Annotated in this window: 18 protein-coding genes; 3 read left to right on the top strand and 15 right to left on the bottom strand. The window is 66.3% G+C overall.

Features of this window, described 5'->3' with window-relative positions; all coding sequences use genetic code 11:
* Positions 1–95: 95 nt before the first annotated feature.
* The gene (locus ACR65K_RS11175) at positions 96–1028 is read left to right on the top strand and encodes a LysR family transcriptional regulator (RefSeq protein ID WP_440152849.1); all 933 of its coding nucleotides are present in this window, start codon (positions 96–98) and stop codon (positions 1026–1028) included.
* Positions 1029–1046: 18 nt separating this feature from the next.
* On the opposite strand, the gene ACR65K_RS11180 is transcribed toward ACR65K_RS11175, so the two are convergent.
* From ACR65K_RS11180 to ACR65K_RS11210, 7 genes are all read right to left on the bottom strand, one after another.
* Positions 1047–1856 (bottom strand): IclR family transcriptional regulator, encoded by an 810-nt coding sequence (locus tag ACR65K_RS11180; RefSeq protein WP_440152851.1) that lies wholly within the window; start codon positions 1854–1856, stop codon positions 1047–1049.
* Positions 1857–1937: 81 nt separating this feature from the next.
* Entirely contained in the window at positions 1938–2276 is a 339-nt protein-coding gene (gene uraH, locus ACR65K_RS11185; RefSeq protein WP_056330791.1) for a hydroxyisourate hydrolase, read from the bottom strand.
* Positions 2273–2770, bottom strand: coding sequence for a 2-oxo-4-hydroxy-4-carboxy-5-ureidoimidazoline decarboxylase (gene uraD / locus ACR65K_RS11190; protein WP_056331045.1), 498 nt, complete (start codon positions 2768–2770; stop codon positions 2273–2275). Before uraD ends, uraH begins: the two co-directional genes overlap by 4 nt.
* Positions 2771–2997: 227 nt before the next feature.
* The gene (locus ACR65K_RS11195; protein WP_056330788.1) at positions 2998–3423 is read right to left on the bottom strand and encodes an ATP-binding protein; all 426 of its coding nucleotides are present in this window, start codon (positions 3421–3423) and stop codon (positions 2998–3000) included.
* Positions 3416–3748: an STAS domain-containing protein gene (locus ACR65K_RS11200; RefSeq protein ID WP_056330786.1), complete on the bottom strand. Its 333-nt coding sequence runs from the start codon at positions 3746–3748 to the stop codon at positions 3416–3418. The genes ACR65K_RS11195 and ACR65K_RS11200 overlap by 8 nt, the downstream gene beginning before the upstream one ends.
* On the bottom strand, positions 3748–5706 hold the full coding sequence (locus ACR65K_RS11205; RefSeq protein ID WP_440152854.1) for a glycosyltransferase family 2 protein: 1959 nt from the start codon (positions 5704–5706) through the stop codon (positions 3748–3750). The genes ACR65K_RS11200 and ACR65K_RS11205 overlap by 1 nt, the downstream gene beginning before the upstream one ends.
* Entirely contained in the window at positions 5703–6815 is a 1113-nt protein-coding gene (locus ACR65K_RS11210) for a PP2C family protein-serine/threonine phosphatase (RefSeq protein WP_440152855.1), read from the bottom strand. Before ACR65K_RS11210 ends, ACR65K_RS11205 begins: the two co-directional genes overlap by 4 nt.
* Before the next feature lie 263 nt (positions 6816–7078).
* Between ACR65K_RS11210 and ACR65K_RS11215 the strand changes: the two genes are divergently transcribed.
* On the top strand, positions 7079–7360 hold the full coding sequence (locus ACR65K_RS11215) for a hypothetical protein (protein ID WP_235565094.1): 282 nt from the start codon (positions 7079–7081) through the stop codon (positions 7358–7360).
* Between the two features lie 210 nt (positions 7361–7570).
* Here ACR65K_RS11215 and ACR65K_RS11220 read toward each other — a convergent pair whose 3' ends face one another.
* From ACR65K_RS11220 to ACR65K_RS11230, 3 genes are read right to left on the bottom strand one after another with little or no spacing between them, the layout of a single operon-like run.
* Positions 7571–8242 carry a DNA alkylation repair protein gene (locus ACR65K_RS11220; RefSeq protein WP_440152857.1) on the bottom strand — a complete coding sequence of 224 codons (672 nt, stop codon included), beginning with the start codon at positions 8240–8242 and terminating at the stop codon, positions 7571–7573.
* A complete protein-coding gene (locus ACR65K_RS11225; protein WP_440152858.1) occupies positions 8239–8811 on the bottom strand; it encodes a GNAT family N-acetyltransferase in 573 nt (190 codons plus the stop codon). The genes ACR65K_RS11220 and ACR65K_RS11225 overlap by 4 nt, the downstream gene beginning before the upstream one ends.
* Positions 8812–8820: 9 nt before the next feature.
* Entirely contained in the window at positions 8821–9219 is a 399-nt protein-coding gene (locus ACR65K_RS11230) for a GvpU-like protein (protein WP_440152859.1), read from the bottom strand.
* 95 nt (positions 9220–9314) lie between these two features.
* On the opposite strand from ACR65K_RS11230, the gene ACR65K_RS11235 reads away from it, so the two are divergent.
* The gene (locus tag ACR65K_RS11235) at positions 9315–10709 is read left to right on the top strand and encodes an MFS transporter (protein ID WP_440152860.1); all 1395 of its coding nucleotides are present in this window, start codon (positions 9315–9317) and stop codon (positions 10707–10709) included.
* Between the two features lie 67 nt (positions 10710–10776).
* On the opposite strand, the gene bcp is transcribed toward ACR65K_RS11235, so the two are convergent.
* From bcp to gcl, 5 genes are all read right to left on the bottom strand, one after another.
* Entirely contained in the window at positions 10777–11256 is a 480-nt protein-coding gene (gene bcp, locus ACR65K_RS11240) for a thioredoxin-dependent thiol peroxidase (protein WP_440152861.1), read from the bottom strand.
* An 81-nt stretch (positions 11257–11337) separates the two neighbouring features.
* Positions 11338–11988: a winged helix-turn-helix domain-containing protein gene (locus tag ACR65K_RS11245; RefSeq protein ID WP_440152862.1), complete on the bottom strand. Its 651-nt coding sequence runs from the start codon at positions 11986–11988 to the stop codon at positions 11338–11340.
* Between the two features lie 9 nt (positions 11989–11997).
* Positions 11998–13341, bottom strand: coding sequence for an allantoinase AllB (allB, locus tag ACR65K_RS11250; protein ID WP_440152863.1), 1344 nt, complete (start codon positions 13339–13341; stop codon positions 11998–12000).
* On the bottom strand, positions 13322–14527 hold the full coding sequence (locus ACR65K_RS11255) for a glycerate kinase (protein WP_440152864.1): 1206 nt from the start codon (positions 14525–14527) through the stop codon (positions 13322–13324). Before ACR65K_RS11255 ends, allB begins: the two co-directional genes overlap by 20 nt.
* Positions 14528–14529: 2 nt before the next feature.
* A complete protein-coding gene (gcl, locus tag ACR65K_RS11260) occupies positions 14530–16320 on the bottom strand; it encodes a glyoxylate carboligase (RefSeq protein WP_440152866.1) in 1791 nt (596 codons plus the stop codon).
* Positions 16321–16397 lie beyond the last annotated feature (77 nt).

Below are 16397 nucleotides of genomic sequence, written 5' to 3' on the forward strand. Positions count from 1 at the left end.
CGCGGCGTCGCGAAGAACTTGTAGTGATGAGATTAGGGTCACAGGAGCTGCAACAAAAGCGCGAGTTTTTGAAGGTAACCATGCAGAATAGGTGCATGATCGATGCGAGGCTCACCACACTCCGCGTGTTCGCCCGGTGCGGCACCATCGGCGCTACTGCGGAGCTCACCGGGTATTCTCCCTCTGCCGTCTCCGCGCAACTGCGGGAGCTCCAGCGCGTGCTTGGAATGCAGCTGCTGACGAAAGACGGCCGGGGCGTGCGGCTTACCGCAACAGGACGCTTCCTCGTGGCGGGCTCGGATCCCCTCATTGCCCAGTGGGAAAGCCTGCGCGCCGCAGCCATGGAGGCCGGCGACCAGGTGCAGTCCCACTTTGGCCTCGGCGGGTTCTCCTCGGCGGCCGCCCACTTGCTCGCGCCGCTGGCCGCCACCCTGCGCTCAACACGCCCCCTGCTGGAGGTGCAGGTTCTGGAGGCTGATCCGGCCCGCTGCTTCGACTTGTTGGTTGCGGAACGAATCGACCTTGCAGTCATTGTTGCCATGCAGTCCGGCAGCTATGGCGAGGACGATCCGCGTTTCGAGCAGAGAGTTCTCCTCGATGATCCACTGGACGTGATCATTCCCGCTGACCATCCCCTGGCATCACGGGAATCAGCCACGCTTGAAGAGCTGGCGTCCGAACCCTGGATCACGGAGGCCGCCGGTTCCACCTACCATTCCCTCTTCACCGCGGCGTTCACGGCAGTCGGGGTGACGCCGCGGATTGCCCATGAGGCCGTTGAATGGGAAACCCACATCGCATTCGTGGGTGCGGGGCTGGGCGTCGGGCTGCTGCCGCGGCTGGCGCCTTTGCACGGTGCCGAAAACGTGGTTCGGCTACGCATCACCGGTAAGGCGAAACCCACGCGCCGCATTGTCGCCGCGGTGCGAAGGGGCAGCATCGCCTCACCCCTGATCCAGGAGTCGCTCGGCATCCTCCAGGGCAACGCCAATCGGATCCTTACCAGCCGGCTCGACGAGGACCTTTGAGCGCTGCCGGCGTCCGTCTCAGCGGTGGGTGTAGCCCATGTTGGCGCTGACTTTGAGCCCGGCTTCCTTGAGTGATTCCAGCAGGCCCGGAATCTGCTCCGGCTCGAATCGGAAGGCCGGGCCTGAGATGCTGAGGGCACCAATTACCGTGCCTTGGTGGTTGTAGACGGGCACGGCCACGGCATTCAGTCCGATCTCGAACTCCTCGCGCACCACTGCGTACCCCTTGGCGGCTACCTCGAGCAGCTGCGCGTCGAGTTCTTTGCGGCTGGTGATGGTGCGCGCTGTGCGGGCAGCCAGCCCCGTCTCCTTCAGGATGCGGTCGCGCTCATCGGCGCTGAGCGCGGCCAGGAGGACCTTCCCGCTGGAGGTTGCGTGCAGCGGTGTCAGGCTTCCCACCCAGTCGTAGGTGGCCAGCGTGGAAGGGCCCATGGCCTGGTCCACGTTCACCGCGTAGTTGGAGCGCAGGACGGCAAGGTTGACCGTTTCCTTGAATTCCTCCGCGAGGCTTTCCAGGACTGGCCGTGCCTCGTGGACCAGGCTGAGCCGCCCGGGGATGGAGCTGGCCAGGCGCAGGATGCCAAATCCGAGCTGGTACTTTCCGCGCTCGCTGTTCTGGTGGACCATCTCCCGGCTTACCAGCGACCCCATCAGCCGCGAAACGGTGGATTTGTGGATCCCCATCTCCTCGGCGATCTCGCTCACCCCGGCATGCCCTTCCCGGGCCAGGATTTCCAGGACGGTCAGGGCTCGCTCCACGGACTGCACCCCGCCGGACTGGCCGCCTTCGGCATCGGTATCGGATTCAGGATCTCTATTCGAAGCCATACTTCCTGATCCTATGCCGGGAACTGTGACGGCCATGACATTGGGTTAACGCCCTTGACGCGGCGGCTCCCGGAATTCCCGCTAGCTGCCGCGGTAGGTGGAGTAGGCGAACGGGCTCAGGAGCAGGGGCACGTGGTAGTGCTCCGGGCCGGTGACTTCGAAGACCAGGTCCACTTCCGGGAAGAACGTTGCCGTCCCCAGCCCGGAGTAGTAGGTGCCCGTGGCGAAGTTCAGCTTGTAGTGCCCGGGTTCCAGCTGCTCCGGCCCCAGGTCCTTCGCGCGGCCGTCGGCATCCGTGCTGGACGTTGCCAGCTCGCGCCAGGTGCCGGCATCGTTCTTCAAAAGGACGACGGCGACTCCCGCCGCCGGGCGCCCGGCACCGGTGTCAAGGATGTGGGTGGTCACATGGGAAACGCTCATTCGCTGATCAGTCCTTCAAGCCGGAGTACGGCGATTTCGCGCAGCTGCTGGGCCACGATGGTGTCTTCTTCGCCGGGGGAGTTGGTGAGCCGCTGGTTCAAGGCCTCCAGGATCTCCGGGGCGGTCCGTCCGGCGGCCCGTATCAGGAAGACCCGGCCGAACTTCTCCTCATACTCGCGGTTCCCCCGGGCCAGGGCGTCAGCTGCCGCAGCGTCGGCGGGGTCCACCCCCGCCTGCTCTGAACGGGACATCGACGCCTCGGTGCTGGCCGCCGTCGGACGTTCCCCGATCCTGGGATGGTGGGCCATGGCGGCTTCGACCTCTGCAGGGCTGAACGGATTTGCTGCCTGGGCGGCGAACTCCAGCAGCTGGTCACGGCTGGTGAACGGCCGTGCTGCTGCCACCGCCTCAACCCAGCGGCTGACGTCGATGCAGGGCCGGAGGATGGCTTGGGCCGCGGCGGAATCGGCGGCGTTGAATTCGGCAAGCTTCATGCTGGCGTCTTCCTCGATGGTCATGCTGGCATCCATGGTGACGGCTATGCGGATGCCGGAAAGCCCGGCGCCCGTTCATGGAACTCCACGAACAAGCTTCCGCATCATGGAACTGTTATTTCAGCATACGTAATATTCAAGAGCAGCCCCCTGACTGTGTCAAGCGGTGAGGGGACAGCTTCAGTCACGTCGGTCTTAACAACCACCAGCAGCCAGCCGGGAGGGTGCTAATCCTGGGAGGACGTCCTGGACAACACCCAGGTATTGGTGGCGCCCTGGCGCTCGAAGGTGACCGTGGTGACCAGCGCCTCGATCAGCGCCAGGCCCCGTCCGGATTCGGCGTCGTCGCCCGGCGTGGCCGGCTCCATGGGGCCGAACGGCGGCTTGGCGTAGTAGGCGCTCACCCTCGCCTGCAGCAGTGCGGGCTGCACGGTGGTTTCCACTCCAAGTTCCACCTCCCGTTCCCCGGCGGGCTGCGCGTGCTGGACGATGTTGGACGCGGACTCGATGACCGCGGTCGTAAACGTCATCTGGTCCATGTCGGTGACGAACGGAACGTCCAGCCAGAGGCTGTCCAGGCCGTTGTGGACCGCCTCGATGGCGTCCTCGGCAGCAGGCCCCCGGAAGCTGCGCGCAGCCAGGACCTCAGTCATTGCTGAAAGCCTCTTCGGCCGTGGCGTAGGCCGTGAGGACCTTGTCCATGCTGGTCAGCTTTAAGACCATGTTCACCTGGGGCTGCACCGCGGCGATCCGGAGGTCGCCGCCGGCCTGGCGGGCCGCCTTGAGGCAGCCGATCAGCGCGCCCAGCCCGGAGGAGTCCATGAACGCCGTGTTTTCCAGGTTCACCACGATCCGGTTGGAGCCGCCGGCAATGACGTCCGTAACGAATTCGCGCAGCTTGGGCGCGGAGACCATGTTGAGCCGCCCGTCCGCCTTGACCTCGGCGTACGAATCCTTGACCTCGTAACTGAACTCCATCAAAGTTCCTCTCTGTTTGCAGGTTCTGCGGCCGGTTCGTACCCCTTATAGAGCACGGCGCGGACCAGGATGCTCATGACCACCAGGTCAAAGACCACCCAAACAACGTTGACCAGGGTGCCCAGCGGTTCCGCCAGGCCGGTGGCCAGGCGGATGATTCCGACGACGGCGGCGACGGCCAGCAGGACGGACACCACGATCTGGGGCCGGATGAGGCTCCAGCTGGGTCCGCCACTTTGGCGCGCCTTGGGGGTGACCGCAAACCCCAGGGGACGGCCGAACCACACGTTCCGGGCCGCCGTCGTGCATGCCTTGATCCAGGTGGGGAACAGCGCCAGGCTGTACTGCTGCCCGCGCCAGGTGGGGATGCCGCGGCCGGCCACGGCGAACAGCAGCTGGTTGACCACCATGAACGGGATGAAGCGGATGAAGAAGTCCCAGCTCAGGCTGCTGACCGGCAGGATGCCCAGCAGCAGGTAGATGATGGGGGCTGCGAAGTAGATGACCGCCGCGAACCCGCTGAGGTAGGTCCACATGGTGGCCAAGTACATCAGGCGCTGGCCGAGCTTGAGGCCCTTCTGCACCAGCGGGTTTTCGCGGAGCAGCACCTGGATGGTGCCCTGCGCCCAGCGGAGGCGCTGGGTGAGCATGGTGGCGATGTCCTCGGGCGCCAGGCCGTAGGCCAGGATCTCGTGGTGGTAGACACTCTCCCAGCCCATGGCGTGCATGCGCATGGCGGTAGCCATGTCCTCGGTGACGGAAATGGTGGCCAGCGGCATCACCGGCTGGGCTTCGTCGTTTCGCTCCACCGTGAGTGCATCGAGGACGGCCTGGACGGATTCCAGGGCGCCCAGCGGGGACCAGTCACGGGCGGCCATACGCTGGACGGCGTCGTCAGCCACCACGGGGACGCCGGACTCGCCCACGTGGGCCAGTTCCATGGCGGCGATCTCTTCGAGGTCCGCCTGGAGGGCGGCGACGTCGGCCTGGACCAGGGTCTGCACGGCGGCATCCACCCTGCGGCGGACCCGGTACGTGACCTCGCTGAGCGGCCTGCCGGCGTCCACTTCCTCCTGGGCTTCACGGGTGGCTGCCTCCACCTCGTCCAGGACCTCCGCCACCAGCGGGGAGTCCATGTCCGCTGACTTACGTGCCTGCTTGATGGCTGCCCGGGATGCGGCCAGGGCGCGGCGGATGCTCTTCTCGGTTTCCTTGACGTAACCCACCAGGCCCAGCTGCATCAGGGCTTCGCGGCGCAGGAGGGCGTTGGAACCGCAGAAGAAGGCGGCGTTCCAGCCGTCCTTGCCCTGCTGGATGGGGCCGTAGAACAGCGGCGCTTGGCTGCCGAGCGGATCATCGGCGGGGACATTGCTGAAGTACTGGGGGGTTTGGACCAGGGCCACCCGGCGGTTGTTGAAGTAGCCCAGTGTCTTCTCCAGGATGTCCGGCTCCGGGATCTGGTCCGCGTCCAGGATCAGCAGGAACTCGCCGTGGGTGACCATGAGGGCGTTGTTCAGGTTGCCGGCCTTGGCGTGGCGGGGAAGGTCCTTGGTCCAGTCCCCGCTGCGGGTCACGTAGCCCAGGCCATGCTGTTCAGCCAGGGCCTTGAGCTCGGGCCGGGCGCCATCGTCCAGGATCCAGGTGCTGTGTGGATGCCGGATCTTCTGGGCCGCGAGCGCCGTGGTGAGGACCATGTCCAGGTCTTCGTTGTAGGTGGTGATGAAGACGTCCACCGTTGCATCATGCGGCGGCGTGGGAGCGCCCTTGCGGATCTTCAGTTTCCAGACGGTCATGCCGAAAAGCATGACGTCGATGAGGCTGTAGGTTTCCGCCACCACCAGGGGGAGGGCGATCCACCAGGCCTCCCAGTTCAGGGACGCCATCCAGCGCCACGCGATGTAATTCAGGCCGGTCAGGACGGTGAGGACCACCACCAGGCGGGTCCAGAAACGGGTCACGCCGCCGCCTCCACGGGCAGCCGCCGGACCACAACCACCGTCACGTCGTCTTCGGCGGTCTCAGCGGGGGCGAGGGCAAGGATGGACGTGCTGGCTTCCTGCGCCGAACCTGCGGACTGGGTTGCCTGCTGCACAGCGTCGGCGAAGTCCTCCACGGACCCGAAAACATCCAGTACGCCGTCGCTGACCACCACCAGCGAGTCGCCGGGGGCAAGCTCCAGGTCCGCCTGGGGCCACTGTGTTCCGGGCCAGGCGCCAACCGGCGGTCCGGCGGAGGGGAGGCGGTCTGCCGGGCCGCTTGGCTGGACGTGCAGCGCGAGGCCGTGTCCGGCGTCGACATAGCTTACCTTGCCGGTGGCCGCGTCCAGGCGGGCGTGGAACAGGGTGACGAAGGAATTGGAGGAGTCCAGGTCCGCGGCGATCGCCTTGCTGGCGGCTGCGAACCCGGAGTCCAGGTCCTGCCGCAGGCCTGTGGAGCGCATCACTGCCCGGACTGTTGCCGCGATCAGCGCCGCGCCCATGCCCTTGCCCATGGCATCGGCAAAGGTGAGGTGCAGCCCGTCGGGCGTCTGGTACCAGTCGTAGAAGTCCCCGCCCACGCTGCGGGACGGGCGGAAAAGGCCGGCGACGTCGTAACCGTCAACCCGGATGTCTTCCTTGGGCAGGAGGCTTTGCTGCACTTCGGTGGCGCGTTCCAGTTCGCCCCGGGACGCGGATTCCGCTGCGGCTGAGGGGCGGCGCCGGAACAGGGCATTGATGCGGGACTGCAGTTCCCGGGGGCTGAATGGCTTGCTGATGTATTCGTCGGCGCCGTTGTCCAGGCCGGTCAGCTTGTCGAGTTCGTCCGCACGGGCGGTGAGCATCACGATGAATGCGTCCGAGAATTCCCGCAGGAGCTTGCACACCTCCAGCCCGTCAAGGTCCGGCAGGTTCAGGTCCAGGGTCACCAGGTCCGGTTTGATGCGGCGGACCTCCTCCACGCCCGGCAAACCCGCACCGGCCTGGGTGACGTCAAAGCCCTGTTTGACCAGGACGCGGACCAGCAGCCCTCGGATGTCCGGGTCATCTTCAATGACCACGGCACGGCGGATTTCGGGGGGAGAGACCATAGCTCTACTTCTACCGTATTAATGCGCACAGGGCATGTCGTGCGCTCCACAGCTTCCGTGACTTCGCTGACAGCACCGTTGTATATGTCCATCTCCGCCAGGACTGCACGCCACTGGAGCAGATCTTGCGGAAATCTTGGCATCTGCTTGCCGGGACGTTGAGGAACGCCGGTCACACTCGAAGGAACGCAGCAGCTTCCACGAAAGACGGTACGACGACGGCCGCTTGGGGGCTGCACGGCTTGCGGAAGGCGGGGAAGCCAATGGAACACATGAAAAGGAACGGTGCGGACAAGGCCAAGGCATTGCTCCGCCTGTACTTCCATTCACGCAAAGTACGGGCAGCGGCCAGGGAACTGGAGCACGCGCTCGCGGAATCGCGGGAAGCGTCCAGCTGGCCCGGAGACCGGCTCCCGGTGGGGGAGGAGATGTCGCGGCACGTCGAGAAACTGACCCGCCGGCTCAAGCTGGAGACCGAGGCGCACCACAGGTTGGGCGTGCTTTTCAAAACTGCGGGTGGAGGGCATTCCGTCCCGGCGCTCTAGGTGCCACACTTAGCAGCAATCGATTGGCTGGGGATAGTCAGGAGATTGCAGTGAGTGCTTTGGCGGGTTGGGCGTACCTTTTGGCGGGGCTGATGACCATGGACGCGCTGCTTCTGGCGCTGTGGGCCATGGAAGTCGACTGGGGCAAATACTGGCGGCGGAAGTAGCCTCCCACCAGCCCATCAGCGTCCCGCCTGGGTGTACTGCCGGCTAGGCCCGCTGCTGCCGGCTGACCATCTCATTGATCCATGCCGGCGCATAGGGCGACGTGCAGTTGGGCGGCGTGGGATAGTCCTTCAGGACGCCCAGGCGCTCGCCGATGTCCAGGGCCCGGACCCGGAGATGCGCATGTTCAATGCCGATCCGCGCGAGGGTGGTGTTCATTGACCACTGCAGCCGGCCCGGAGCGTCCTTCATCTGCGCTTCGATGGTGTCCAGGAGGCCTGGCAGATCCAGTCCATCGGGTGTCCTGGCTACCCGGTCGGCGGTCAGCTCCCACCCGGCACTTGCCACCCGTTCGTCGGGATCAGCCATCCAGGTGAGCCGCAGGGCCTCGGCGTGAGCGGTCTTTTTGACCACATAGTTCACCAGCCAGTCCTGCAGTTTGGATGCGCGCGACTGGCGGAGCATGGTGTCCAGTTCGTCCGGACCAAAGTCTTTCGGGCGGCAGATCAACACTGCCAGCAGCCGGGCGGCCGTGTCGCCGGTAGCCCAAAGATCCCGGGCAAGGTCCTGCTGGGTCTTTAGACGCCTGGCGATCTCGCGGAGCCGGGCGAGGTTCACGCCGTGGTCATCCCCGCGCTTTTGGTTGGCCCCGCGCACCTGCGGGTCCTCGAGTGCGGACAGCTCAGCGAGGACCTCCGCCAAAACTGCCCCGGTCATGCCAGCTCCAGCCGCATGATTACCCGTGGGAAGCCGTTCAGCACCGATTGGGTGTCCGCCGCCTTGGTGAAGCCCGCGTCCTCGAACAGCTTCCGGGTGCCGACGTAGGCCATGGTGAGGTCCACTTTGCTGCCGGCGTTGTCCACTGGATAGCCCTCAATGGCGGGAGCCCCATAGGAGCGGGCCATGCCGACAGCGCCGGCCAGGAGATGGTGCGCGATCCCGGTGCCGCGGTGGCCGGGGCGGACCCGGAAACACCAAACGGACCACACGTCCTGGTCGTCCACCTGGGGAATTCTTCTGGTGCGGGCAAAGGTTGTGTCTGCACGTGGATGGACCGCTGCCCATCCAACTGGTGTTCCGCCGTCGTACGCCAGCACTCCGGGGGGCGGGTCCTGGGCAACCAGCTGCCGGACCAGTTCTCCGCGCTCTTCGCCCCGGAGGGCAACGTTCTGTTTGGAAGGGATCCGGTAGCTCAGGCACCAGCAGACGGTGGCATCAGGCCGCTTGGGCCCCAACACTGCCTTTACGTCCTCGAAGTTGGTCGCCGGGTGCACCTCAATGGCCATACGGTCATCCTAGCCTTCCGGCATCCTGCCGATGCTCCAGGCCGCGACCTTGCGGACATCAACCCTGGTTGCCTGGAGGGGCACCCTGGCACCTCCTGAAAGCAGGACTGGCCCCAGGAAGTGGATGTACCGTGGCTGGCCTCCAGTGCGGATATCGGCTGCATCCGCCCCGGATTCCCACGAGTCGAGAACCCCTGCGATGGCCCAGCTGCCGATCCGCACCTGGTCATTCTGCCGCTGGGTCCACGAATGCTCCGACACCACCGACCCCGAAATGACGGCACCGTCAACCACCACGGTGAGTTCCAGGGTTGCGTCCGGGCCTGTCCCAAAGACCGAGTCCAACAGCAGCAGGAGGCGGGGATCCGTCCCGTCTTCCGGGGTTTCCTGATCCGTCCCGTGATCCATGCCCGTCCCTTCCTTGTGTGCTGGCGTGAACGCCCTCCCCATCAGCTTAGTTTCGCCCCTGTTGGCGATTATGGCGCCTCACTACACTGGGACGCATGACCCAGCAGGAACCGGGGAAGGCTGCTGCGGATTCGGATACCGCCGGCACCTCCCTGCGCAGTCCAGCCGAACGCTCCCGGACCTTCACCGGCATCCTGGTCAACACCGCCCTGGCCAACATCACCACCAGCTACCTGTGGTTCGCCCTGACGTTTTGGCTGTACCTGGAGACGCGCAACGTGATCGCCACCGGCGTGGTGGGCGGGGCGTACATGCTGCTGATTGCCCTCTCCAGCATCAGCTTCGGCACCTTTGTGGACCGGTACCGCAAGCTGGCGGTGATGCGCTTTGCTGCCGGCTTCACACTGGTGATGTTCGTGCTGTCCGGGGTGATGTTCCTGCTAATACCGGCCAGGTCCCTGCTGGACCTGGCGGGCCCGTGGTTCTGGATCTTTACCCTGGTCATCCTGATCGGCGCCGTGGTGGAGAACCTGCGGAACATTGCCCTCTCCACCACAGTGACCATCCTCATCGAGCCGGAGCGCCGCGCCAACGCCAATGGGCTGGTGGGGATGGTGCAGGGGCTGATGTTCATCGTCACCTCCCTGCTGTCCGGATTATCAGTGGGGCTGCTGGGCATGGGCTGGACCATCGCCGTGGCGCTGCTGCTCACGGCGCTGGCCGCCGCGCACCTTCTGACCCTGCGGATGCCGGAGGAGGTGCGGGCCGCAGCAACGGACGCCCACGGCGGGTTCGACCTCCGGGGCTCGCTCGCGGCCGTGCTGGCCATCTCGGGGCTGTTCGCGCTGATCCTGTTTTCCACGTTCAACAACTTCATCGGCGGCGTCTACATGGCGCTGATGGATCCCTACGGGCTGGAGATGTTCTCCGTGGAGATGTGGGGAGCCGTCTTTGCGGTGGGATCCACCGGGTTCATCATCGGCGGCGCCCTGATCGGCAAGTTCGGGCTCGGCGCCAACCCGCTGCGGACCCTGCTGGCTGCGGTGGCAGCCATGGGCGTGATCGGTGCGGTATTTACGCTGAGGGAGTGGGCGTGGCTCTACATCCTGGGGATCTGGCTTTACCTGGTGCTGGTCCCGTTCGTGGAGGCGGCCGAACAAACCGTGATCCAGCGGGTGGTTCCGTTGGAACGGCAGGGCCGGGTCTTTGGCTTCGCCATGGCGTTCGAGTCAGCCGCGGCACCTGTCACTGCGTTCCTGATCGCCCCCATTGCCCAGTTCTGGATCATCCCGTACGCGCGGTCCGCGGACGGCGCCGCCCGGCTGGCCCCGCTGTTGGGTGAGGGCACCTCACGGGGGATCGCCCTGGTTTTCCTGGTGGGCGGCATCATCATGATCGTTGCCGCCCTGCTGGCCTTCCTGACGCCGGTCTACCGCCGCGTATCGGATTCGTATGCGCAGGTGGCGGCAGAAGCGAAAGCGGCCGGTTAAACGCCTGGACGCTCCCGCACCATGCGCGGAAGCGTCCAGGGAAACCTGCCGAAGGTGATGGAGTGTCCTATACGCCCAGCGCTTCCCTGAGGTGGGCGACGTGGCCATCGGCCTGCACCTGGTACTGGGCCAGGGTGACCTTGCCTTCGGGGTCCACCACAACCGTGGAGCGGACAATGCCCTCGTGGATTTCGCCGTGGACCAGCTTCTCGCCCCAGGCGCCATAGGCCAGGGCCACAGCGTGGTCGGGGTCGGAGAGCAGCGGGAAAGTCAGGGAGAAATCACCGGTGAAGCCGGCCAGGGCTTCCTCGGCATCCGGGGAGATGCCGACAACCTCGTAGCCCTTGCCCTGCAGGGAGGCAAGGCTGTCGCGGAAGTCGCAGGCCTCGGTGGTGCAGCCGGGGGTGGCGGCCTTCGGGTAGAAGTAGACAATGACGCTCTTGCCGCGGAAATCGGCCAAGGAAGTCTCCCGGCCCTGGGCGTCCCGGAGGGTGAATTCAGGAGCCGGGGTGCCGGGCTGAAGCTTGGTGGTCAGGGTGGGGCTCATGGCGTTCCTTTGTAAGACTCGGTCAGTGATGGCCAAACATCAAGTGAAGCGGGTTGGCGCTTAGTGATACAAACCAGCGCGTCATATGCAGTATTCCGCCGGTCCACGAACTGCCGCGTGAGGGCCCGGCACAAACTGGTATCCGCCGCCGCGGACAGTGGCCACGGCATGGCGGGCGTTGCCCAGTTTTTTGCGGATCCTGCCCACGTACACGTCGATGGAGCGTGCGGTGGCGCCGGGAAAATCCAGCGACTCCAGGAACTCCTGCAGTTCCTCGCGGCCCACCGTCCTGGACAGGTGGGTCACCAGGTAACGCAGCACTTTGTATTCGACGCCAGTCAGGGCCACCGGCCTGCCGTCCAGCAGGACGGTGTCGGCGGCGAGGTCCACGGCGACCCGGCTGACAGGGCCGGCCGACGGCGGCAGCCGGGTGCCGCCGTCGTCCTCTGAAAGTGCCGGGCCGGCTGCCTCCGCCACGGAAGGAGACGGAGAGGAGTCGGCTGCGTCTCCTTCCGCGGCGGACGTGGGGGCTCCGGCGGCAGGCCAGTGGACTTCCGCCTCCGGAGCAGTTTCGAGGGCCCTTGCCAGGACCATTTGGGCGGCGTGGCGCAGGAGTTCCGGGCTGGTTCCTTCGGCCGGGACCACCCACACGGCAAGTCCGCGGGCGGCAGCTTTGGGCGGGGCCAGCCGTGGACGGAACGCCGTCCTTGGATGGTGGACTTCCACTGCCATGGCGCGTCCCTAGATTCCGCCGCGGCGGATCAGCCTGCCCGTAGGGGTCTGGCCGTCCACTGCGGCACCGCGGAGGAAGGTCTTGCGCACCACGCCGGACAGGGCTTTGCCGTCGTAGGGGGTGATGGGGTTCTTGTGCTTGAGCTTTGACACGTCCACCACGAACGCCTCGTCCGGCGCGAAAATGGCGAAGTCCGCGTCGTAGCCCAGCGCCAGCTGCCCCTTGGTGGTGAGGCGGGCCAGGTTGGCGGGCTTCTCCGCCATCCAGGACACCACCTGCTCCAGCGGGATCCCGCGGTGCCGGGCCTCGGTCCAGATCAGGGACAGGCCCAGCTGCAGCGAGGAGACTCCGCCCCAGGCCACGGCGAAGTCGCCGTTTTCCAGGTCCTTCAGGTCCAGGGTGGAGGGGGAGTGGTCCGAGACGATGCAGTCGATGGTGCCGTCCTGCAGGCCCTGCCACAGCAGCTCCCGGTTGGAGGCCTCGCGGATGGGCGGGCAGCACTTGTAGGCGGTGGCACCGTCCGGGATTTCCTCGGCCATCAGCGTGAGGTAGTGCGGGCAGGTTTCCACGGTGAGCTTCACGCCGTCACGCTTTGCGCTTGCAATCATGGGCAGGGCGTCCGACGACGACAGGTGCAGGATGTGCGCACGCGCACCGGTCCAGCGGGCCCGTTCGATGACCTCGGCGATCGCCTTGTTCTCGGCGCCGCGGGGGCGGGAGGCCAGGAAGGTCTGGTAGTGGTCGCCGCCGGGGTGCGGGGCGCGGTCGATGGCGTGCGAGTCCTCCGCATGGACGATCATGAGCGAATCGAAGGACTTCAGCTCGGCCATGTCCTCCTCCATCTCGTCCGCGTCCAGGTGCGGGAACTCGTCCACGCCTGAGTGCAGGAGGAAGCACTTGAAACCGAAGACGCCCTCGTCGTGCAGGGGGCGCAGGTCGGCTTTGTTGCCGGGAATGGCACCGCCCCAGAATCCGACGTCGATAAACGCCTGGTCCTCTGCCACCTCGCGCTTGAGCTTGAGGTTTTCCACGGTGGTGGTGGGCGGGACGGAGTTCAGCGGCATGTCGATGATGGTGGTCACGCCGCCGGCTGCCGCGGCGCGGGTGGCGGAGGCGAAGCCTTCCCACTCGGTGCGGCCGGGCTCGTTGACGTGGACGTGGGTGTCCACCAGGCCGGGCAGCAGGGTTTCGTCGTCGGCGAGCTCGATCACTTCAGCGCCGGCCAGGCCGTTGCCCAGCGGCTCGATGGCCACGATCCTGCCGTTGCGGACGCCCACTTCGCGCGGGGCGATGCCGGCGGTGGTGAGGATGCGCTGGCCCCGGATGACCAGGTCAAAACGTTCTGCAGACACGGAGGTCCTCCTTGGTACTTGCGGTAACGGGCCCGGTGGCCGCGAGTTCCGCACTGATCTGGGTGCCCAGCTGCTCCAGCAGGGGTCCTGCCTCTGCTATGCACCTGTTTACATCGCTTTCCAGCGCCGTCAAAGCATAAATGTCCTCGAATCCGGCGGCTGCTGCCTGGCCGTGGTCCAGGGTGGTCCGGCCGCATACGGCGATGACCGGAACGCCCTGTGCGGCTGCTGCCCGGGCAACACCCATGGGGGTCTTGCCGAGGAGGCTTTGCTCGTCCAGGCTGCCTTCGCCGGTAATCACCAGGTCGGCGCCGGCGAGGCGGTCCGCCAACCCCGTGAATTCGAGGACGACGTCGATGCCCGGCCGCCGCGTTGCGGCCAGGACGGCGATGGCGGCGTAGCCCACGCCGCCGGCTGCCCCGGCTCCGGGAGCCTCGGCAGCCTTGACGGCGCGGAATCCGATTTCCCTGGCCAGGACTTCGACAAACCTGGCCAGGGCGGCGTCGAGCATGCCGACGTCCTGTTGTGCGGCGCCCTTTTGCGGACCGAAGACCGCTGCCGCGCCCTGGGCGCCCAGCAGCGGGTTGTCCACGTCGGACGCCAGCACAAACCGTGTGTCCACCAGGCGGGGCTCGAAATCGGTGAAATCGATGCCGTGCAGGTTTGCCAGCGCAGCCCCGCCCGGTGGGAGTTCGTTGTTCCTGCTGTCCAGGAACCTGGCGCCGAGCCCCTGCAGGAGCCCGGCGCCGCCGTCGGTATTGGCACTGCCGCCTACGCCGAGGATAATCCGGCGGCAGCCGGCGTCCAGCGCGGCCCGGATGAGCTGTCCGGTGCCCAGGCTGGTGGCCGTCGTGGCATCCGTCGATCCGGGCCTGCCACCGTTGTGCACGCCCGGGACCAGTGCCAGCCCGGACGCCGTCGCCATCTCGATGACGGCCTCGTGTCCACGGACGGCGAAGTCCGCGTCTACGGGCTGGCCCGTGGGGCCGGCGACCGTTGCCGTGCGGCGGGTGAAGCCGGAGCCGACGGCGGCGTCAAGGGTGCCCTCGCCGCCGTCGGCCACCGGAATCCGGACCACCTCAAGGTTCCCGCCCGCCCCGCGCTGCAGGCCCTTTTCCAAGTGGCTGCACACCTCCGGGGCGGAGAGCGATCCCTTGAACTTGTCCGGGGCAATAACCACGCGCATGGTTACGCCTGTAGGGCCAGGATGGCGGTGGGTGCGTCCGCGGCGGTCTCTGCCAGTTCCTCGAACTCGTTCACGGCGTTGATCTCCACGCCCATGGAGATGTTGGTGACCTTCTCCAGGATCACTTCCACCACCACGGGGACCTGGAACTCGCCCAGCAGCGCCTTGGCCTTGTCGAACGCTGCGGCGAGGTCGTTGGGATCCTCGACACGAACGGCCTTGCAGCCCAGGCCCTCGGCCACCTTCAGGTGGTCCACGCCATAGCCGCGGGTGTCCTCGGACAGGTGCGAGCTGTTGATGTTCTCGAACGCCAGGGACACGTTCTGCTCCATGTTGAAGCCGCGCTGGGACTGGCGGATCAGGCCCAGGTAGGAGTTGTTCACCACCACGTGGATGTAGGGCAGGTTGAACTGCGCGCCCACGGCCAGTTCCTCGATCATGAACTGGAAATCGTAATCGCCGGAGAGGGCCACCACGGTCTGGTCCGGGTTGGAACGTGCCACGCCGAGGGCTGCCGGGGCGGTCCAGCCCAGGGGTCCTGCCTGGCCGGCGTTGATCCACTTGCGCGGACCGAACACGTGCAGCATCTGGGCGCCGGCGATCTGGGACAGGCCGATGGTGGACACGTACGTGGTGTCGCGGCCGAAGGACTTGTTCATCTCCTCGTACACGCGCTGCGGCTTGATGGGGATGTTCTCGAAGTGCGTCTTGCGGTGCAGGGAGGCCTTGCGGTCGGCGCATTCGGCAACCCAGGCGCTGTAGTCCGGCAGGGACCCTGCCGCCTTGCGCTCCCTGGCGAGTTCAACCAGCCCTGCCAGCGCCGCACCGGCGTCGGACGCGATGCCCAGATCCGGTGAGAACACGCGGCCGATCTGGGTGGGCTCGATGTCGATGTGCACGAACTTCCGGCCGGCCGTGTAGGTCTCCAGGCCGCCCGTGTGGCGGTTGGCCCAGCGGTTGCCGATGCCGATCACGAAGTCGCTCTGCAGGTAGTTCTCGTTGCCGTAGCGGTGCGAGGTCTGCAGGCCCACCATGCCGGCCATCAGCCGGTGGTCGTCCGGGATGGTGCCCCAGCCCATCAGGGTGGGGATCACCGGAACGTTCAGGGTCTCGGCCAGCTCCACGAGCTGCGCGGATGCGCCGGCGTTGATGATGCCGCCGCCGGCCACGATCAGCGGCTGCTTGGCCGCGAGGAGCATGTCCAGGGCCTTTTCCAGCTGCTTTCGGGAGGCCTTGGGCTTTTCGACGGGCAGGGGTTCGTAGGTGTCGATGTCGAATTCGATCTCGGCCAGCTGCACGTCGATGGGCAGGTCCAGCAGGACCGGCCCCGGGCGGCCGGAGCGCATCAGCTGGAAGGCCTTCTGGAAGGCGCCGGGAACCTGGCCGGGCTCCAGGATGGTCATGGCCATCTTGGTGACCGGCTTGGCGATGGACTCGATGTCCACGGCCTGGAAGTCTTCCTTGTGCAGCTTGGCCACGGGTGCCTGGCCGGTGATGCAGAGCATGGGGATGGAATCAGCCCAGGCGGCGTAGAGGCCGGTGATCATGTCGGTGCCGGCGGGGCCGGAGGTGCCGATGCAGATGCCGATGTTGCCGTCCTTGGCGCGGCTGAAGCCGTCCGCCATGTGGCTGGCGCCTTCAACGTGGCGGGCCAGGGTGTGGCGGATGCCGCCGTGGGCGCGCATTGCGGAATAGAAGGGGTTAATGGCAGCGCCTGGCAGGCCGAACGCCTCGATGGCGCCTTCCTTTTCCAGGATGGCCACCGCTGCATCAACGGTACGCATCTTGCTCATGGGGTGCTCCTTGAAAGCTTGAAAAGTCTGTTTTTGGGTGTGCGGAAGTACCCCCACGAACCGTCGTGGGGCACTTT

The organism is Arthrobacter sp. SAFR-179, from assembly GCF_059414945.1.